The sequence below is a fragment of the Vibrio sp. 2130-1 genome, assembly GCF_033339515.1.
In genome coordinates, this window is record NZ_JAWOUT010000315.1 from 1 (window position 1) to 677 (window position 677).

The 677-nt window shown below is 43.4% G+C and carries 1 pseudogene; it reads left to right on the top strand.

The features are described from left to right. Positions 1-553, top strand: a pseudogene (locus R7Q09_RS25950) (hypothetical protein); the annotation flags it as partial. Between the last annotated feature and the right edge of the window lie 124 nt (positions 554-677).

Below are 677 nucleotides of genomic sequence, written 5' to 3' on the forward strand. Positions count from 1 at the left end.
GCTCAATTACATCAATCAATACAATGGTGAACATTTACGCCTGTTCTACGGGTCTCGCCTCGTTTATGCGAGATTGTTCAGCGCCCTGCACTACATTTTGAATCACGTTAAATCGGTGATCGAAGATTGGAGCCACGATCGCTACCCCTATCAATTACCCATAGAACTGTACACACCAACGACAAGTGAGCCGCAATCGGCAGTACGAAATACATATCACCATTTCAATAGTGCTAACTATCAATCACTTAAAAACTATTTCCAGCAGCACTATTCAAGTTGGATTGAAGAGCAATATCTCAATTGGATGTTCGAGCTCAACACACAACTTAATCACCAAACCGCCGCCACTTACATCATTGAATACGAGGATGAACTTGGCATTCCGCGTGTCGACTTTATTTGCAAAAACGAAAACACTTTGCGGATGATTCGCCCCGCTCATTTTGTTGAAGACATGCGACAAATGGTGAGTTCGACCGATTATCTTGATCACCAAGTACAGCAAGTCGCGCTCAGAATCGAACGGCAATGCCGAGCGAAAGGATGGTAGATAAAGGCAGGAACAACGTTAGGGAAATTCGAACAACAAAAAGCCATCTTCTAAGCTTGATCATTAGAACGAGAATTTTGAACGGCGAGAAGACTCAACGGATGGATAAACGCTATGCTATCGA